Here is a 17540-nt window from a genome sequence, read left to right as displayed (position 1 = left end):
AGCAAGAGACGGCGGGCGTCCCGACGTGTTGTCACGCGGCCAGGTAATGCGTGTCCCCCGGTTGCGTCGACGCTTGATGTGAGGCTGTTTCCCATGTTCGAACCGGTCATAGCGCCCAGCGGCACGCTGCTCGGCCTGCTCCAGAGGGGCCGCGGCGACGGCACACTGCACGCGCTCACCGCCCCCCGCGCCGAGGCGCTCGCGGCCCTCGACCACTGTGTGCTGCGCGACCCCCGCCACGACTGGCAGGTGGAGAACCGCTCCCTGTACTACGCCCGGCTCTACCTCGACCTGGGCGGCGAGCTGGACGCCATCGAGGCGCACCTGTTCAGCGCCGAGGACGTCCTCGAGGCGGACGAGTGCCGTACCGGACTCGCCCTCGCCGTCCTCGGGCACCTCGCCTCGTACGGCAGGCGCGACGCGCTCCAACTGCTGCGCAGGTACGCCGCCTCGGGCACCAACTGGGCCTGGGCCCTGGACGAGCTCGCCCTGCGCGACGACGACGCGGGCCTGCGCGCCCTGGCCGCCCCCGTCCTGGCCCGCTTCCCGGCCGACCCCGAGGGCGAGGCCGAACTCGCGGCCGCCGTCCGCGACGCCTTCGAACCACGGCCCTGGCGGCTGTGGGCCGACGACCCCCGCGAATCGATCGCCTCACGCGTGCGTGCCGCACAGGAGGCCGGCTGTTTCGACCGCTGGCAGCGGCAACTGCGGCCCCAGGGACCTCGCCCGGGGTGGAGCGTGCAGGCCGTCTTCGACTGGGCGCAGCAGGGCATCGAACGCGGTGCCGCGCTGCACGTGCCCGCCGCGCGCTGTCTCACCGCCGTCGCCGGCCCCGAGGATCGCGCCGAGATCGTCGAGGCCGCCCGCTCGGGCGGCGACGGAGCCCGCTCGACGGCCCTGCGGTACCTCGCCGACAGCAACGATCCGGATGCCCTCGAACTCATCGAGGATGCCGTGTCCACGGGTTCCGCGCTCGTCGTCGACGCGGCCCTGGACGCCTTCGAACGCATGTGCAGTCTTGCCGCCGTGGACCGCGCACGAGGCTGGGCCCGCCGGCCCGACGCCCTCGGGGCCGCCGCCGGGCGCATGCTCGCCTGCCGTGGCGGTGCCCAGGACAGCGACCTGGTCCTCGAGGCGCTCCGGGAGGCGGTTCGGGGCGAGGGCCCCGACGCGCCGACGCTGTGGACCCTCGTCGACGGCGCCGGACGGCTCGGCATCGCCTGCGCCGCACCTGTCCTGCGCCATGTCTACCGCGAGACCGCGTCCTCCCATCTCCGGGGGCGAGCCGCCCGCGCGCTGGCCGCCACCGACCCCTCCTTCGCCTCGGGATTCGCCGTCGAATGCCTCTGGGACTGCGAGGAGTCCACCCGCGAGATCGCCGCACGGCACGCCGAGACGGGAGACGCCCGCGTCGTGGAGCGGCTGCGCCGGCTCGCCGCGGATCCCGCCGAGGAGGCCGAGGTGCAGACCGCCGTACGCAGCCGGATCGGGCCCGACATGCCGGCCGTGTGAACATCCGGTGACCCGCGTGTCAGGAGTACGTGGACACGGGTGGACCTGTTCGGCTGTGCAGCTCAACGCTCATGGGACGTTCCCCGGCCGGAAAGATCGACGTTGACGCGGCCACGTCCGGCCCGGCGAGAACACGGGTATGCGTGTCGTCATCGTGACCGAATCCTTTCCCCCCGATGTGAACGGCGTGGCCCACTGCGCGCTGCAGACCGCCCGGCACCTCGTCGATCGCGGTCATGTTCCCCTCGTCGTCGCTCCGGCCACCTCCCCCAAGTTCTCGACTGAGCTCGACCAGGGAGGCGCCCCCATCGGTACCGGGCCCGACGCCCTCGCGCCGTGCCCCGTCGTCCGTGTCCCCTCCCTACCGCTCCCCGGCTACCCCCAGGTGCGCGTGGCACTCCCCAGCCGACGCGTCGCCGCGGCCATCACCGAACACCGCGCCGACATCGTGCACCTGGCCAGCCCCTTCATCCTCGGCGTCCGCGGCATGGCGGCCGCCGCCCGGCTCGGCATCCCCGCCGTCGCCGTCTACCAGACCGACCTCGCCGGCTACGCCCGGACCTACATGGGCGCCGGCGAGGCGGCGGCCTGGCGGCGCATCCGCTCCGTGCACGCCGCCGCCGACCGCACCCTCGCGCCCTCCAGCGCCGCCCTGCACGACCTGGAGGCACACGGTGTGCCCCGGGTGCAGCTGTGGCCGCGCGGCGTCGACACCGTCCGTTTCCGGCCAGACCTGCGGGACGAGGCGATCCGCAGGGAACTCGCCCCGAACGGTGAGCTGATCGTCGGCTACGTCGGCCGGCTCGCCCCCGAGAAGCACGTCGAACTCCTCGCCGGCGCCTGCGGTCTGGACGGCGTACGCGTCGTCGTCGTGGGCGACGGGCCGAGCGAGACCACCCTGCGCGCCGCCCTGCCCGGCGCCGTCTTCCTGGGCCGCCGCACCGGCGACGAACTCGCCCGGATCTTCGCCTCGCTGGACGTCTTCGTGCACACCGGCCCCTTCGAGACGTTCTGCCAGACCGTCCAGGAGGCCATGGCGAGCGGTGTGCCGGTCGTCGCGCCCGCCGCGGGCGGCCCGCTCGACCTGGTGGCCCACGGCCGCACCGGACTGCTCGTGCCGCCCGGGGACGCGGCCGCCTTCCGGGACGCCGTGTGGTCCCTGGCGGCCGACCCGGTGCTGCGGGCCGCCTACGGGGCCGCCGCGCGCACTCTCGTCGAGGGCCGCACCTGGGCTGCCGTCGGCGACCAGCTCATCGGCCACTACGCGGACGTGCTCGCCGCGCGCAAGACGGTGGTGGCGGCATGAGCTTCGCCACCGAGCGGACCGGCGCCGGGCTGCGTATCGTGCGGCTCGCCAACTTCGTCGCCCCGGCGTCCGGCGGTCTGCGCACCGCGCTGCGCGAGCTGGGCAAGGGCTTCAAGGAGGCCGGGCACGAGCCGGTGCTCATCGTGCCCGGCGAGCGCCACACCGACGAGACGACCGAGCAGGGCCGGGTCATCACCCTGCCCGGGCCGTTGCTGCCCGGCACCGGCGGCTACCGCGTCCTCGTGGACAAGCGCCGCGTCGCCGCCCTCCTGGAGGAACTGGACCCCGACCGTCTCGAGGTCTCCGACCGTACGACCCTGCGCTGGACCGGCAAGTGGGCCCGGCGCGCCCGGGTCCCCTCCGTGATGGTCTCCCACGAGACCGCCGACGGCGTCCTGCGCACCTGGGGCCTGTCCGAGACCATGTCCCGGCGCGCCGCCGACGCCCTCAACTCCCGTACGGCGCACACCTACGCGCGCGTGGTGTGCACCACCGAGTTCGCCGAGCGTGAGTTCGTGCGGATCGGCGCCCGCAACGTCGTACGGGCACCGCTGGGCGTCGACCTCGCACAGCGGCACCCGGCGCTGCGGGACGCGGGGCTGCGCGCACGGTACGCGCGCGGGGACGAGACGCTGCTCGTCATGTGCTCCCGGCTGTCCGTGGAGAAGAAGCCCGGCACGGCCCTGGACGCCCTGGAGGCCCTGCTGCACCGCGGACGGCGCGTGGTGCTGGTGGTCGCCGGGGACGGGCCGCTGCGGGCCCGGCTCGAACAGCGGGCCGAGGAGCGGCGGCTGCCCGTCACCTTCCTCGGCCACGTCGCGGACCGGGACCTGCTCGGCGCGCTGCAGGCCACGGCCGACGTGTGCCTGGCCCCGGGACCCGCCGAGACCTTCGGGCTCGCCGCCCTGGAGGCGATGGCGTGCGGCACGCCCGTGGTGGCCAGCGTCCTCTCCGCGCTGCCCGAGGTGATCGGCTCGGCCGGGGCGACCGCCGTGAACACCGGTGAGGCCTTCGGGGACGCGGTGGAGCTGCTCATGGAGCGGACCGAGTGCGAGCGCCGGGAGACGGCACGCGCGCGTGCCGAGTGCTTCGGCTGGAAGACGGCGGTGGACGCGTTCCTCGCGGCCCACGACGCCCTGCCGTTCGACGGTCCGACGGCGGCCGGTGACGCCCGCCCGCGGGAGGCGGCCCGGGAGGGCGTGCGATGAGACCCCTACGGTTCGTCTCGCTCGGCGACTCGCTGACGGAAGGCGTGGGCGACCCCGTCGGGGACACCTGGCGGGGGTGGGCCGCGCTCCTCGCCGACGGGCTCGCCCCGGCGGACAGCCCCGCGGAGTTCACCAACCTCGCCGTCAGCGGCGCCCAGACCCGGGATGTCCTGGAGCGACAGACCCCGGCCGCGCTCGACCTGCGCCCCGACGTCGTCTCCGTGGTCATAGGCGTCAACGACACCCTGCGCTGCACCTTCGACATCCACGCCGTGGCCGCCCGCCTCGACCAGGTGTACGCCGCGTTCCGCGCTCAGGGCACGGTGCTGCTCACGGCCTGCCTGCCCGACCCGGGGACGATGCTGCGGCTGCCCGGGGCGCTGGCGCGCCCGCTGGCGCGGCGGCAACGGGCCGTCAACACGGTCGTGCACGCGCTGTCCGAACGGCACGGGGCGGTGCATCTGCACGCGGCGGACGGGGACTGGATCAGCGACCGCGCGATGTGGAGCGCGGACCGGCTGCACCCGGGGGAGCGCGGGCACCGGCAGCTCGCCCTGCGCTTCCACGCGCTGCTCGCCGAGGCGGGCCTCGTCACCGGTGCCACGCCCTCGGCGGAGCCCGAGTTCCCGGCGCCGGGCCGCTCGGCGAGCCTGTGGTGGCTGGCCACCGCCGGGACGGGCTGGGTGGCCAGGCGGTGCACCGATCTGCTGCCGCAGCTGCTCACGCTGGCCGCCGACGAGGTCCGCCACAAGGCCAGGGGGACCAGCTCCCGACTGGACCTGACCGCCTCGCACGCGGTGGCCTCCGCGCTGGCCGCGCTGAAGGTCGCGGAGCAGCCGGACGCGGCGTGAGCGGCCCGCCTACCGACGGCTCACGGCCGTGAACCGCACGGGCGTGCCCGGGGCCGCCTGGGCGGCGGCCGCGAGGTCGGCGGTGCGGACGACCGCGATCACCGGGTACCCCCCGGTGGTCGGATGGTCGGCCAGGAAGACGACCGGGCGGCCGTCGGGCGGCACCTGCACCGCGCCCAGCACCATGCCCTCGCTGGGGAGTTCACCGGTCCGGGCACGCTCCAGGGCGGGTCCTTCGGTGCGCAGGCCGATGCGGTTGCTCGCGGCGGACACCCGGTACGCGCGCGTGCCGAGCGTGCGGAGCGCGTCGCGGGTGAACCAGTCGGTGCGCGGCCCGAGCGTCACCCGCAGCACCAGCTCGGCCGGCGGGCCCGGCTGGGGAACGGTGTCCACGCGGGCGTGAGGGCCCACCGGCACCCCCAGGGGCAGTACGGCACCGTCCGCGAGCGGGGGCGGGCCGAGCCCGGAGAGCAGGTCGGTGGAGCGGCTGCCGAGCACCGGGTCCACGGCCACTCCGCCCGCGACACCGACGTAACCGCGTACTCCGGCCCGTGCGGGCCCCACCTCCAGCAGCGCCCCGCCCGGCACGCGGAGCGGCGCTCCCCAGGGGGCGGGGCGGCCGTCCACGGTGACCGCGCAGGGCGCGCCGCCGACCGCGACGGTGACCGTCGAACGCGGGCGCAGTGCGCAGCCGTTGAGTGTGGTCTCCAGGACGGCGGCTTCCGGTGGATTGCCGACCAGCCGGTTGACGAGCGCCGCCGCGGGCGCGTCGAGCGCCCCGGAACGCGGTACCCCGAGATGGGCGTGGCCGGGCCGGCCCCGATCCTGCACGGTGGTCAGCAGCCCCGCCCGTACGACGACGAGAGCACGGTCCGCCATCAGGACCCCACCGGGACGAATCGGACGCTGACGCCCGGGGCGAGCAGCGCGGCCGGTACGCGCGCGTGGTCCCACAGCACCGCGTCGGTCGTGCCGATGAGCTGCCAGCCACCCGGCGACGAGCGCGGATAAACCCCGGTGTACGGGCCCGCGAGCGCCACCGAACCCGCCGGGACGGCCGTGCGCGGGGTGGCCCGGCGCGGCACGTGGTAGCGGTCCGGCAGGCCGGTGAGATAGCCGAAGCCGGGCGCGAACCCGCAGAAGGCGACCCGGAATTCGGCCGCCGCGTGTATCCGCGCCACCTCCTTGCGCGACACGCCCCACACGGCGGCCACCTCCGGAAGATCGGGACCGTCGTACCGTACGGGGATCTCGACCGGCTTCTCCGCGCGCGTGGCGGCCGGCGGGATGTCCCACTCGGCGATCCGGGCCGCGAGCCGGGCAGGGTCGGCGACGCCGTCGAGGAGGACCGTGCGGGCCGCGGGGACGACCTCACGCGCGGCCAGCTGACCAGAGGCCCGACGGCGCAGCAGCTCGGCGTGCAGGGCCTGTGCCTCGTCGCCGCTGGAGAGCTCGACCAGCAGCGCCTCGTCCCCCACGGGCAGCACCCTCATGCGAAGGCCTCCACCCGCACGCCCGAGGCCTCCAGCTCGGCGCGCACCCGGCGGGCCAGGTCGACCGCCCCCGGCGTGTCGCCGTGCAGGCACAAGGAGCGTGCGCGCACCGGGATCTCGCGCCCCGAGTGGGCCACGACGGTCCCGGAGCGGGCGAGGCCCACCGAGCGCGCGACGACCGTGTCGACGTCGGTGATCACCGCCCCGTCCCGGCCGCGCGGCACGAGCGTGCCCTCCTCCGTGTAGGCGCGGTCCGCGAACGCCTCGGTGACGACCGGGAGCCCGGCCTTGCCGGCCACCTCGAGGAAACGCGACCCGGGCAGCCCCAGCACGGGCAGCGTGGCATCGGCGAGCAGCACGCCGTCCACGACCGCCTGGGCCTGCCGCTCGTCGTGGACCACCCGGTTGTAGAGCGCGCCGTGCGGCTTCACATACGACACGCGGGAGCCCGCCGCGCGCGCGAAGACCTCCAACGCGCCGATCTGGTACGCCACTTCGGCGGCCAGTTCGTCGGGCGGCACGTCCATCGAGCGCCGCCCGAAGCCGGCCAGGTCGCGGTAGGAGACCTGGGCACCGATCCGTACGCCGCGCTCGGCCGCCAGTTCGCACACCCGGCGCATGGTGGCCGCGTCCCCCGCGTGGAACCCGCAGGCCACGTTGGCGCTCGTGACGACCGACAGCAGCCGCTCGTCGTCGGTGAGCTGCCAGCGGCCGAAGCCCTCGCCGAGATCGGCGTTCAGATCGATCATGGTCCCTCCTGGTCGGGCGCCGTCGGGCGGCGCGGTGCCGGTCGTCGTCGGGCGACGCGGTGCCGTTCGTCGTCAGACCACGCGGTACTGGTCGTCGCGGGCGTCGGTGATGAACATCTGCCCCGGTGCGTGGGTGATGGCGAACGGCGGGCGCGAGGCCATCACCGCGGCCTGCGGGGTCACGCCGCAGGCCCAGAACACCGGGATGTCGTCCGGTTCGGCGTCCACCGGGTCGCCGAAGTCGGGTCGCCCGAGGTCCTCGATGCCGAGGACCGACGGATCGCCGCAGTGTACGGGGCCGCCGTGCACCGCGGGGAGGAGACTGCTCTCCCGGATCGCGGCGGGCAGGTGCCGTGGCGGGACCGGGCGCATGGACACCACCATGGGGCCGTGCAGCCGCCCTGCCGGACGGCAGGGGCGGGCGGTGACGTACATCGGGACGTTGCGGCCCTGCTCGATGTGGCGCAGGGGCACGCCCGCCTCGCCGAGCGCCCACTCGAAGGTGAAGCTGCACCCGATGAGGAACGACACCAGGTCGTCCCGCCAGTGGGCGCGCACGTCCGTCGGCTCGTCCACCAGTTCGCCGTCCCGCCACACCCGGTAGCGCGGCAGATCGGTCCGCAGGTCGGCGCCCTCCGCGAGGACCGTCGTGGGCGAGCCCGCGTCGGTGACGTCCAGGACCGGACAGGGCTTGGGGTTGCGCTGGCAGAACAGCAGGGTGTCGTACGCCCAGTCGGCGGGCACCGAGATCAGGTTGACCTGGGTGTGGCCGGCGGCGACCCCGGCGGTGGGGCCGCTCAGGCCCTCCCGGACACGGGCCCGGGCGTCCTTCGCGCTCCACGCGTGCGCGTGCTCGTCGACGACGACGATCAGCGGTCGGTCTTCCGTGAGGGTCGGGGAGTGGTCTTCCGTGCGGTTCACCGCAGCTCCTTCCCGCGCGTCTCCGGCAGGCCCAGCAGCGCCAGTGCCGCGATCCCGTACCCGATCGCCCCGAAGACCAGCGCACCACCCACGCCCCAGCTGTCGGCCAGGAAGCCCACCAGGGTCGGGAAGGCGGCGCCCACCGCCCGACCGGCGTTGTAGGTGAAGCCCTGTCCCGTGCCGCGCACCGCCGTCGGGTACAGCTCGCTCAGGTACGACCCGAAGCCGCTGAAGATGGCCGACATGCAGAACCCGAGCGGGAAACCGAGCACCAGGAGCACGGTGTTGGCGCCGCTCGGGATGTTCGCGTACGCCAGGATGCAGATCGCCGACAGCAGGGCGAAGAGCCAGATGTTGCGCCTGCGGCCGAGCCGGTCGGTGAGGTGGCCGCCGGTGAGGTAGCCGAGGAAGGCCCCCGAGATCAGGAACGTCAGGTAGGAGCCGGTGCCGACGACCGACAGGCCCCGCTCCGACTTCAGGTACGTCGGCACCCAGGTCGCCAGTGTGTAGTAGCCGCCCTGGACACCGGTGGAGAGCAGACCCGCGAAGACCGTCGTGCGCAGCAGGCCGGGCTGCCCGTCCCTGCCCGGCTTGAAGATCGCGGCGAAGGAGCCCTTCTGGGCGCTCTGTTCGCGCTGGGCCGTCGCCTCCGGGGCGTCGTGCACCCGGCGGCGCATCCAGATCACCAGCAGCGCGGGCAGCGCACCGGTCCAGAACATCACCCGCCAGGCCAGGTCGTCGCCCAGGAACGAGAAGACCAGGGTGTAGACGACCGCGGCCAGCGCCCAGCCGACGGCCCAGGAGCTCTGGATCGCGCCGAGCGTACGGCCCCGGTGCCGGGCGCTCGCGTACTCGGCGACCAGGATCGCGCCGACCGCCCACTCGCCGCCGAAGCCGAGGCCCTGGAGGGCGCGGAAGACCAGCAGGGTCTCGTAGGTCGGAGCGAAGCCGCAGGCGACCGTGAAGACGGCGTACGTCACCACGGTGATCATCAGGGCCTTCACCCGTCCGACGCGGTCGGCGACCACACCCGCGACAGCGCCGCCGACCGCCGAGACGACCAGGGTGACCGTGGTGAACAGGCCGGTCTGGCCGCTGTCCAGACGGAAGTACGCCGCCAGCGCGACCATGCTCAGCGGAAGCGTGAAGTAGTCGTACGAGTCCAGGGCATAGCCGCCGAAGGCGCCCGCGAAGGCACGGCGGCCGCGCGGGCCGAGGGCGCGCATCCAGCCCAACGCGCCGTCGTCAGCGCCCCGTTCACCGGCGCCGGAGCGGGCGTCGGCGGTCGGGGCCGGGGAGGGAGGAGTCGTGCTCATGGGCACCTCGCAGTGAGGGACGGAGCGTGCTTGGGGGATGAGCCGTGCGGTGCGGAAGCCGCGACGCCGCGGTGAGCGGAGCGGTGCCGTGCTCAGCAAGGTAGAGGATCGTTGAACGATCCTTCAATACCCATGTTGTCTCGTCCTTGTCTCTGCGCTTGAATTCCGGGCATGGCAGAGGAGCTGACGGGACTGGCCGACGACCGCGCGCTGCTGGGGCGCACCAGCACCGCCGAGCGGGTGTCGGACATCCTCAGGAGCCGTATCGCCGAGGGCTACTTCCCGCCCGGCACCCGGCTGTCGGAGGACAGCATCGGCGGCGCCCTCGGCGTCTCGCGCAACACGCTGCGCGAGGCATTCCGGCTGCTCACGCACGAGAGGCTGCTCGTCCACGAGTTGAACCGGGGCGTCTTCGTACGGGTCCTGACGGTGGACGACGTGGAGGACATCTACCGCACCCGCACGCTCGTCGAGTGCGCCGTGGTACGGGGCCTCGGTCAGCCGCCGTACGCCCTCGAAGGTCTCGCGGCGGCAGTCGCGGAGGGGCAGCGGGCGGCGCGCGAAGGTGACTGGAAAGGCGTCTCGACGGCCAACATCCACTTCCACCGTGAACTGGTGGCGCTCGCCGGGAGCGAACGCACGGACGAACTGATGCGCAGCGTCTTCGCCGAACTGCGCCTGGCGTTCCACGTGGTGGCGGACCCGCGCCGGCTGCACGAGCCCTACCTGGCTCGCAACGAACAGATTCTCCGGACCCTGCAGGCGGGGCAGCGAGAGAGGGCCGAGCAGCTCCTGGCGGTCTACCTCGACGACTCACGAGCGGGCCTGGTCGAGGTGTACGGGCGCCGGGTGGCCGACACAGGTCAGTGACGCGGGGCTTGACATCGGCGGCTTTGCCGCGGGGCGCGGCCGACGGAGCGCACCCGGCGATTTGGGTCGTTGTCGGACCCAGGACCTAATCTGTGCACCGTGACTTCGCCTGCATCGACGGATCGTGTTCCGCCCCAGTTCAGCACGGGGCCGCGCCCCGCTTCCGGGCCGGCCGCCGACGAAGGGCTGGCCCGGCGGCTGCGCGCGCTCGCCTGCACCGCGCCGCTGCACGACCTGGACGCGCGCAAGGCCAACCTCGCGGGTGAGTACTCGGTGTACGGCATGGCGGAGATCGCCCTCGCCGCCATCGACCTGGTCACGCTGAACATGGACTTCGACACGGGCGCGGACCACGACCAGATAGTCGCCCGCCTCATCCCGCGCATCGCCGCCCAGGCCCCGCAGCGCCCGCCCGCCGAACACGAGCGCGTGGCCCGCTGGGTCCTGGAGAACCTGATCAACGTCGGCAGCGTCGACCGCGGCTTCCGGGCCGTCTACGGGACGTTCGCCCCGGACGGCACGTACGTCCGCCGCGACTACGACTTCAAGCTGATCGAGGAGGTCCCGGGCTACGGCGGAGGCGTCTACCTGCGGACGACGGACGAGGCGGTCAACGTCCTCGTCGGCGCCCTCGACACCGATGTCACCAGCGCCCAGATCGCCGCCGAGGTCAAACTGGAGGTGCTGATCAGCCGGGGCCGCCTCGCCGACGCCCAGCTCGCCGCCGAGCAGGCGCGCTACCGGACCGTGCAGTACTCGGAGTCCCTGCGCAAGGCCCTGGACGCCACCCGGCGCAACGTCCGTGCGGTGGACTGGCTGAACACGGTCCCGGACATGATCACCGAGGCCCTGGACCACGTCGCCGAGCGCTACCGCCACGAGAACGCGATCCTCACCAACATCCGCAAGGCCCGAGACGAGTCCGAGGACCCCGATCAGAAGCGGCGTGCCGCCGAACTCGTCGACATCGTCAAGGACTGCATCCGCCGGCACACGCAGCTGCAGTCCCGGCTCCTGGAAGCGGGCCCGCTGTTCCGCGCCGAGCAGGACCGGCAGGCGTTCGCCACGCCCGTCACGACGTCCGGGATCGACCTGTACGGGCATCTCGTCGCACAAGTGCTGCCCCTGGCGCTGGAGCGGGCGACCCGCGTCACGGACGCCTTCTTCACGCACGGTACGGGACTGCGTACGCCGTTCTCCGTGCGGGTCTCAGACCTCGTCGACCTGCTGCTGACGCCTCCGGTGGAGCGCGAGCACCTGGGCGCCGAGATGCCCGAGCCGGAGCTGATCGCCACACCGGACGACAGCAGGTTCAGCGAGGAGCAGCTGGCCGCCGCCATGGAACTGCTCGACCTGCCGGCGGACGCGCCACGGCGGCTGTCGGGGCTGTTGGCCGAGGCGCGCCGCAAGGACCCCGACCTGCCCTATCTCGTCGCCCTGCTGGCCGTGCACGCGGCGAGCCCGCCGGTGGGCACGGCGTACCGGCAGGGGGAGGAGAAGCTGCTGTTCGCGGTGGACGACGGCACGGAGCTGGACGACCCGGAGTTCGGCGGGGCCGACCTGATCGTGGGCACGGCCCTGCTGGACGCGGCGGGCATGGCGGCGGACCGGACGGAAGCGGCGTGATGCCGATGACCACGAAGCAAGAACCAGTGCACCAAGGAGCCCCAACCGTGACCGAGCACGTCGAGTGGAGTGAGCCGGACGCCGCCGCCACGCCGGTGAGCAGCGCCGTCACCCCCGCCGACGCCGCCGACGCGGCGCGGCTCGTCGCCTTCGGCCTGCAGCCCAAGCTGCAGCCCGCACGCGACCAGGAGTACGCCGACCTGCTGCGCCGCTACCGCGAGGACCCGCCGTTCGCGCGGCTCGCCGACGCCGTCGCCACCGGGCTCGGCCTCATCGTCCTGGAGGTGTCCCCGCGCGCGGGCATGGCCGTCACCGCGGCCGAGGACTCGGTGTTCGCGGTCCGCATGGGCGACTACGCGCGTCGCACATCGGCCGACTCCGCCGACCGCTTCCTGCACGGGCTCGCCCATCTGGCCGTCGCCGCCCTGGCGTTCCCGCGCCCGGAGGACCTCGCCGACGACGGTTACATCGGGCGCGTCACGGTCAACGGCGTCGACGCCTTCGTCCGCCAGGCCTGCCGCCGCCTCGAGGAGCGGGCCGAGGAGCAGGGGGAGAACACCGACCCGGCCACCGACGCGCCCGGCCTCGAGGCCGCCTGGCGGGTCTGGGCCAGACGCAGCGCGACCGGTGCCACCAAGGACGCGCGCCGACCGGCCGCCTCGACCACCGGCATCGTCGCGAAGGCCGTCGCGTTCCTCACCGACTCCGGATTCCTCCAGCGCACGGGCGACGAGAACGGCGGCACCTACCGCACCACGGCCCGCTACCAGCTCCAGGTGCGCGACATGGCCGGCAGCGCCGCCATGGCCGAACTCCTCGAACTCGGCATCGTCCCGGTCACCGACGGCGCGGCGACCCTGCTGCCCGCCGAGGACACCGACGACCTGGAGCTCGTGGCCGACGCCGGACTGCCGTTCCACTCCTGAAACACCCGCACTGTTCCGAACACCAGCAAGACTTACGACGAGAGTCCGCCGCCATGTACGAGCTGTCCCGGGTCCGCCTCTACTCCATCGGCCCGGCCGGTGCGCGCTACGCCGACACCGTGCTGGACCTGCGGGGCGTGGGTGATCCGGTGCTCGAACCCGCGCCCACGCAGGCGGAGTTCTTCGAGGAGGAGCCCGTCGGGCCACCGTGCAGGCCCGCCCCCGCGGGCGTGCTCTTCCTGGAGAACGGCGGCGGCAAGTCCGTCCTGCTCAAGCTGATCTTCTCCGTGATGCTGCCGGGCCACCGCAACACGCTCGGCGGTGCCAGCTCCGGTGTGCTGCGCAAGTTCCTGCTCGCCGACGACTGCGGACACGTGGCCCTGGAGTGGCAGCACGTGCAGACCGGCGAGTGCGTCGTCGTCGGCAAGGTCAGCGAGTGGCGCGGGCGCCAGGTGTCCAATGACCCGCGCAAGTTCGCCGAGGCCTGGTACTCCTTCCGCCCGGGCCCCGGACTCACCCTGGACAACCTGCCCGTCGCCGAGTCCACCGCCGTACGGCCGCCCGTCGAGGGCACCTCCGGGGCGCAGGGGCGGCGCCGCACGATGAAGGGCTTCCGGGACGCCCTCATGGAGGCGGGCAAGGCGTACCCGCACTTGGAGGTGCACTGGGAGGAGATCCACGACCGCTGGAACGAGCACCTGACGGACCTCGGCCTGGACCCCGAACTGTTCCGCTACCAGCGGGAGATGAACGCGGACGAGGGTGAGGCCGCCGGTCTCTTCGCGGTCAAGAAGGACTCCGACTTCACGGACCTGCTGCTGCGTGCCGTGACCGACACCCGGGACACCGACGGACTCGCCGACCTGGTCAGCGGTTTCGGCAACAAGCTGGGCCGACGGGCCGAGCTGATCGCCGAACGGGACTTCACCGCCGGGTCCGTGGACCTGCTCGGGCGTATCGTCGACGCCGCCGAGGTCCGCTCGCGGGCGCGCGACATCCACGCGGGCGCCGAGCGGCGGACACGCACGCTGGCGCGGCGCCTGTCCGCGCGCGGAGTTCAGGAGCGGATGCGCGCCGCCGACCTCGCCGAGCAGGTCACCGCGGCCGCGCACGCCGTCACCCAGGCGGAGACCGCCCGCGAGCGCAGCGAGCTCATCGCGGCCGAACTCGCTTACCGGCACGCCTCCTTGGCGCTCGCCGGTGCCGAGAAGGCCGCCGCCGCGCAGAAGCGCGAACTGGCCGACGCCCGCCAGCTCTACTCCGCGTGGCAGGCCGCCGAGGCCGTGCTGCGGCACCGTGCCGCAGCCGACCGGGTGGCGCGCGTGTCGGCCGCCATCCAGGAGGCCGAACGGGACGCCGCGCCCGCGCTCGCCGCCCGCGCCAAAGCCGCCGTCGATCTCGTACGGGCGCTGCACGGGGCCGCCGAGAGCGCCGAGTCCCTCGCCAACGAGGAGGAGGAGCGGTCCGCCGCCCTGCAGGAGGTGAGCGAGTCCGCCTACCGGGACTCGACGTCCGCCGCCACCGAGGCGCAGCGTGCCCGCAGCGAGGCCGGGCACCTGCGCCAGCGGCTCACCGAGGTGGAGCAGGAGACCGCCGAGGCCGTGCGTGCGGGCTGGCTGGACGACAGCGCACCCGACGCCGACCCGGCGCGGGCGGCGCTCGCCGCGAGCGACGCCGAGAAGACCGCCGTCGCCGCCTGGGACATCGCACGTGAGGCCTCCCGCAGGGCCTCCGAGCACGCACGCGAGGCGGCCACCGCCGAGTCACGGGCGGAGCTGACGGCGGCCCGCGCCGCGGACGCGGCCACAGCCGCCGAGCGGGCGTACGAGGCCGAGCGGCGCACCGCCGAGGCGCTGGCGGCCGAGGAGCGCCTGGCGGAACTGCTGAGCCTGTCCGGCACCGGTGCGCGCCCCCGGGTCCCCGGGCCCCGGCGCGACGAGGACACCGGCGAGGCCGACGCCAAGGCGGCACCGGACGGCACCCTCACCGCCGAGGAACTGGACCGCTTCGCCGACGAACTGCGCGAACTGCTCGACGACTCCGTCTCCTCCGCCGAGCGGCAGCTCTTCGAACTGCGGACCGCGGCGGCCGACGACGCGCGCATCCTCGGGGCCCTCGGTGACGGCGGGCTGCTGCCGCCCGGCCCGGACGTGCTCGCCACCGTCGAGTACCTCGGCGAGCACGGCATTCCCGCGCTGCCCGGCTGGCGCTACCTCGCGCAGGCCGTCGACCCCGCCGACCACGCGCGCGTGCTGACCGCCCGGCCCGAGCTGGTCGACGGCGTGATCATCACCGATCCGGAGTCGCACGTCCGGGCCCGTCAGGCGCTGAGCGAGGCCGCGCTGCTGCCCCGCTCCGCCGTCGCCGTCGGCACCGCCGCCGCGCTGCTCGCCCCGACCCCGCCCGTCGACGAACGCGACCACACCGGCGATGTGTTCCTCGTCCCGCCGAACCCGGCCATGCACGACGAGCACGCCGCCGACGAGGAGCGCCAGGCGCTGCGCGCCCGCGCCACCGAGCGGGACGAGGAGATCCGGACGCTCGCGGCCCGGCTCGGCAAGGACCGCGAGCTCGTGGCCCGGCTCGCCTCCTGGCGCACGGGATGCCCGGCGGGCCGGCTCGCCGAGCTGGCGCAGGCCGCCCGGGACGCCCGCGCGTTCGCCGAGGAGGCCGAGGCCGAACTGGCCGAGGCACGCACCGCCCGGGCCGAGGCCGACGAGACGGCCGCCGAGGCCGCCCAGGTGCGCGACGAGCGCCAGGAGGCCGCACAGAAGGCCCGCCGCGCCGCCGACGCCCTCGCCGGACTCGCCTTCCGGCTGCGCGAACGCGCCGGCTGGCAGGTCAAGCTGCGCGAACTCGCCGACGAGGCGGTAGAGGCCGAGGCCCGCGCCCAGGCCTGCCTGGAGCGCGCCCGCGCCGCCGACGAGGACCGGCGCGCCGCCCAGCGCGCCGCCGACGACGCCCGCCGCACGGCGCGTGCGCTGCGCGCCGAACGCTCGGAGATCGCGGGAGCCCCCGACGACGTACCGGAGGACGACACGGACGCGCCGAAGGCGTCGCTGCCCGCCCTCCGCGAGGCCTACCGGGCCGCCTCCCAGGTCTACGAGAAGGTCGGTGTCGGTGCCGACCTGCGCGCCGAGCAGGCGCGGGCCGAGAGCGACGAGTCCGCCGCACGCGCCGAACTGGACCGGCTCAGCAACAAGGTCCGCACCCGCGCCGAACAGCTCCTCGCCTCCCCGGACGGCTCCGACGGGCCGTCCCGGCAGGCCGCCGCCGCCCGCGCCGAGGAGCTGGTGCAGATCCTGGAGACCCGAATGTCCTCCGCCAGCGAGCAGCTCGGCCGACTGCGCGGGGAGGCCGAGCGGCACGCACCCGAGAACGGCGAGGCCCACACCGAACTCCCCGAGGAACTGGTGCCGCGCGACACCGAGCACGCTCAGGCCCTGCTGCGCACCGCGACGGCCGAACTCGCCTCCCGCACCGAGGCCCTGACCCAGGCCCGCGACGCCCATGCCGAACTTCTGGAGGCCCACCGGGCGGCCGAGGACGCGGCGAGCGGCTTCGACGAGATCGCCGCGATGCTCCGCGACCTGCTGCGCGAGCACGCCTCGGAGGAGGAGCACGAGGAGCCGGAGCCCTACCCGGGCACCCTGGAGGAGGCCCGGAAGGCCGCCGCCGAGGCCCGCCGCTCCCTGCGTGGCTGCGCCGCCGACCTGTCCGCCGCCGAGGCCGCCGTACGCGAGGCGAGCGACGTACTCGTACGGCACGCCAACTCCACACGGTACGAGCAGGTCCGCACACCCGCCCGCCAGCAGATCCGCGAACTGCCCGCATCCGCGCTGCCGGAGCACGCGCAGCGCTGGGCGGAGGCCTTCGCACCCCGACTCCGGGTTCTGACGGACGAGTTGGCGCAACTGGAACGCAACCGGGACTCCATCGTGGACCGGCTGCGCGGCCTCGTGGAGTCCGCGCTGGCGACCCTGCGCTCTGCCCAGCGCCTGTCCCGGCTGCCCGAGGGACTCGGCGAGTGGTCGGGGCAGGAGTTCCTGCGGATCCGCTTCGAGGAGCCCGACCAGGCCACGCTCATCGAACGACTGGGCGAGGTCATCGACGAAGCGACCCGCGCGGCCGTCAAGAAGAACTCCGACCTGCGCCGCGACGGTATGTCCCTTCTCCTGCGCGGCGTCAGCGCGGCACTCCAGCCCAAGGGTGTCGCCGTAGAGATCCTCAAGCCGGACGCCGTGCTGCGCGCCGAGCGGGTGCCGGTCGGGCAGATGGGAGACGTCTTCTCGGGCGGCCAGCTGCTCACCGCCGCCATCGCGCTGTACTGCACGATGGCCGCCCTGCGCTCGAACGACCGGGGCCGCGACAAGCACCGCCACGCGGGCACGCTGTTCCTGGACAACCCCATCGGACGCGCCAACGCGACGTACCTGCTGGAGCTGCAACGGGCCGTCTCGGACGCGCTCGGGGTGCAACTGCTCTACACCACCGGCCTGTTCGACACGACGGCGCTCGCCGAGTTCCCGCTGGTCATCCGGCTGCGCAACGACGCCGACCTGCGAGCGGGCCTGAAGTACATCCGGGTGGAGGAACACCTGCGGCCGGGACTGCCGCAACAGCCCCATACCGGAGAGGCGGTGCACAGCGAGATCACGGCGACGCGGATGTTCAAGCGGCCCGCGTGACTGCCCGCGTGACCGTGGGGCGGACCCACTTGCGGTCCGCCCCACCGCGCGCCCCGCTGTCCCGTGCCCTCCCA

General features: G+C 74.2%; 13 protein-coding genes. 8 read left to right on the top strand and 5 right to left on the bottom strand.

Annotated features, from left to right (window positions below):
- Positions 1 to 93: 93 nt before the first annotated feature.
- From AB0N14_RS24880 to AB0N14_RS24865, 4 genes are all read left to right on the top strand, one after another.
- A complete protein-coding gene (locus tag AB0N14_RS24880; protein ID WP_366027910.1) occupies positions 94 to 1512 on the top strand; it encodes a HEAT repeat domain-containing protein in 1419 nt (472 codons plus the stop codon).
- A gap of 139 nt (positions 1513 to 1651) precedes the next feature.
- Entirely contained in the window at positions 1652 to 2818 is a 1167-nt protein-coding gene (locus tag AB0N14_RS24875) for a glycosyltransferase family 1 protein (RefSeq protein ID WP_366027909.1), read from the top strand.
- Positions 2815 to 4026: a glycosyltransferase gene (locus tag AB0N14_RS24870; protein ID WP_366027908.1), complete on the top strand. Its 1212-nt coding sequence runs from the start codon at positions 2815 to 2817 to the stop codon at positions 4024 to 4026. The genes AB0N14_RS24875 and AB0N14_RS24870 overlap by 4 nt, the downstream gene beginning before the upstream one ends.
- The gene (locus AB0N14_RS24865; protein ID WP_366027907.1) at positions 4023 to 4877 is read left to right on the top strand and encodes an SGNH/GDSL hydrolase family protein; all 855 of its coding nucleotides are present in this window, start codon (positions 4023 to 4025) and stop codon (positions 4875 to 4877) included. Before AB0N14_RS24870 ends, AB0N14_RS24865 begins: the two co-directional genes overlap by 4 nt.
- 9 nt (positions 4878 to 4886) lie before the next feature.
- Here AB0N14_RS24865 and AB0N14_RS24860 read toward each other — a convergent pair whose 3' ends face one another.
- From AB0N14_RS24860 to AB0N14_RS24840, 5 genes are all read right to left on the bottom strand, one after another.
- Entirely contained in the window at positions 4887 to 5756 is an 870-nt protein-coding gene (locus tag AB0N14_RS24860) for a biotin-dependent carboxyltransferase family protein (RefSeq protein WP_366027906.1), read from the bottom strand.
- The gene (pxpB, locus tag AB0N14_RS24855; protein WP_366027905.1) at positions 5756 to 6370 is read right to left on the bottom strand and encodes a 5-oxoprolinase subunit PxpB; all 615 of its coding nucleotides are present in this window, start codon (positions 6368 to 6370) and stop codon (positions 5756 to 5758) included. Before pxpB ends, AB0N14_RS24860 begins: the two co-directional genes overlap by 1 nt.
- Positions 6367 to 7119 carry a 5-oxoprolinase subunit PxpA gene (locus AB0N14_RS24850; protein ID WP_366027904.1) on the bottom strand — a complete coding sequence of 251 codons (753 nt, stop codon included), beginning with the start codon at positions 7117 to 7119 and terminating at the stop codon, positions 6367 to 6369. The genes pxpB and AB0N14_RS24850 overlap by 4 nt, the downstream gene beginning before the upstream one ends.
- Positions 7120 to 7191: 72 nt before the next feature.
- The gene (locus AB0N14_RS24845) at positions 7192 to 8040 is read right to left on the bottom strand and encodes a putative hydro-lyase (protein WP_366027903.1); all 849 of its coding nucleotides are present in this window, start codon (positions 8038 to 8040) and stop codon (positions 7192 to 7194) included.
- Positions 8037 to 9356, bottom strand: a complete 1320-nt coding sequence (locus AB0N14_RS24840) for an MFS transporter (protein ID WP_366027902.1) — start codon at positions 9354 to 9356, stop codon at positions 8037 to 8039. The genes AB0N14_RS24845 and AB0N14_RS24840 overlap by 4 nt, the downstream gene beginning before the upstream one ends.
- 171 nt (positions 9357 to 9527) lie before the next feature.
- On the opposite strand from AB0N14_RS24840, the gene AB0N14_RS24835 reads away from it, so the two are divergent.
- From AB0N14_RS24835 to AB0N14_RS24820, 4 genes are all read left to right on the top strand, one after another.
- Positions 9528 to 10226 (top strand): GntR family transcriptional regulator, encoded by a 699-nt coding sequence (locus tag AB0N14_RS24835; protein WP_366027901.1) that lies wholly within the window; start codon positions 9528 to 9530, stop codon positions 10224 to 10226.
- Positions 10227 to 10325: 99 nt separating this feature from the next.
- Positions 10326 to 11852 (top strand): hypothetical protein, encoded by a 1527-nt coding sequence (locus AB0N14_RS24830; protein ID WP_366027900.1) that lies wholly within the window; start codon positions 10326 to 10328, stop codon positions 11850 to 11852.
- Between the two features lie 47 nt (positions 11853 to 11899).
- On the top strand, positions 11900 to 12778 hold the full coding sequence (locus AB0N14_RS24825; protein ID WP_366027899.1) for a hypothetical protein: 879 nt from the start codon (positions 11900 to 11902) through the stop codon (positions 12776 to 12778).
- A 53-nt stretch (positions 12779 to 12831) separates the two neighbouring features.
- Positions 12832 to 17466 (top strand): hypothetical protein, encoded by a 4635-nt coding sequence (locus AB0N14_RS24820; protein WP_366027898.1) that lies wholly within the window; start codon positions 12832 to 12834, stop codon positions 17464 to 17466.
- The last annotated feature ends 74 nt before the right edge of the window (positions 17467 to 17540 follow it).

The sequence above is a fragment of the Streptomyces sp. NPDC051104 genome, assembly GCF_040682835.1.
Taxonomy (GTDB): Bacteria; Actinomycetota; Actinomycetes; order Streptomycetales; family Streptomycetaceae; genus Streptomyces; species Streptomyces cynarae.
This window is presented reverse-complemented; position numbering and strand designations above follow the sequence as displayed.